Source organism: Terrisporobacter mayombei, assembly GCF_020748465.1.
GTDB lineage: Bacteria > Bacillota > Clostridia > Peptostreptococcales > Peptostreptococcaceae > Terrisporobacter > Terrisporobacter mayombei.
The window spans coordinates 1-449 of sequence record NZ_JAHZMP010000243.1 but is presented as its reverse complement, the minus strand read 5'-3'; the positions used below and the strand labels follow the sequence as shown (position 1 = coordinate 449).

The 449-nt window shown below is 44.3% G+C and carries 1 protein-coding gene and 1 pseudogene; both read left to right on the top strand.

Going from position 1 to position 449, the window contains the following annotated elements; translation table 11 throughout:
* Window positions 1–129 carry a YjbH domain-containing protein gene (locus K0039_RS25385; protein WP_500303718.1) on the top strand — a complete coding sequence of 43 codons (129 nt, stop codon included), beginning with the start codon at window positions 1–3 and terminating at the stop codon, window positions 127–129.
* 45 nt (window positions 130–174) lie between these two features.
* A pseudogene (locus tag K0039_RS25380) lies at window positions 175–449 on the top strand (hypothetical protein); the annotation flags it as partial.

Sequence of the window (449 nt, the reverse complement as noted above, 5' to 3'; positions counted from 1 at the left end):
ATTGGACCTAACCGCAACCGCGCGGTGGTTTCGTGGACACCATTTACGCGTGATGGTGGACAAATGCTGTCACGCAAATACCAGCTCTATCCAATGACGGCAGAGCGAGAAGTACCGGTTGGACAATAACCTGACGTAATTCATAACATTACATTTACTGATAAATATAAACCAATGAAAAAGAACATTTTTAAGTTTTCGGTACTGACATTGGCTGTTCTGTCTTTGACAGCATGTACCCTTGTTCCTGGTCAGAATTTATCGACCAGTAACAAGGATGTCATTGAACTACCTGACAATCAGTATGACCTGGACAAAATGGTCAATATCTATCCCGTCACGCCAGGATTGATTGATCAGTTGCGCGCCAAACCGATTATGTCGCAGGCTAACCCGGAGCTGGAGCAGCAAATCGCAAACTATGAATATCGTATCGGGATTGGTGATGT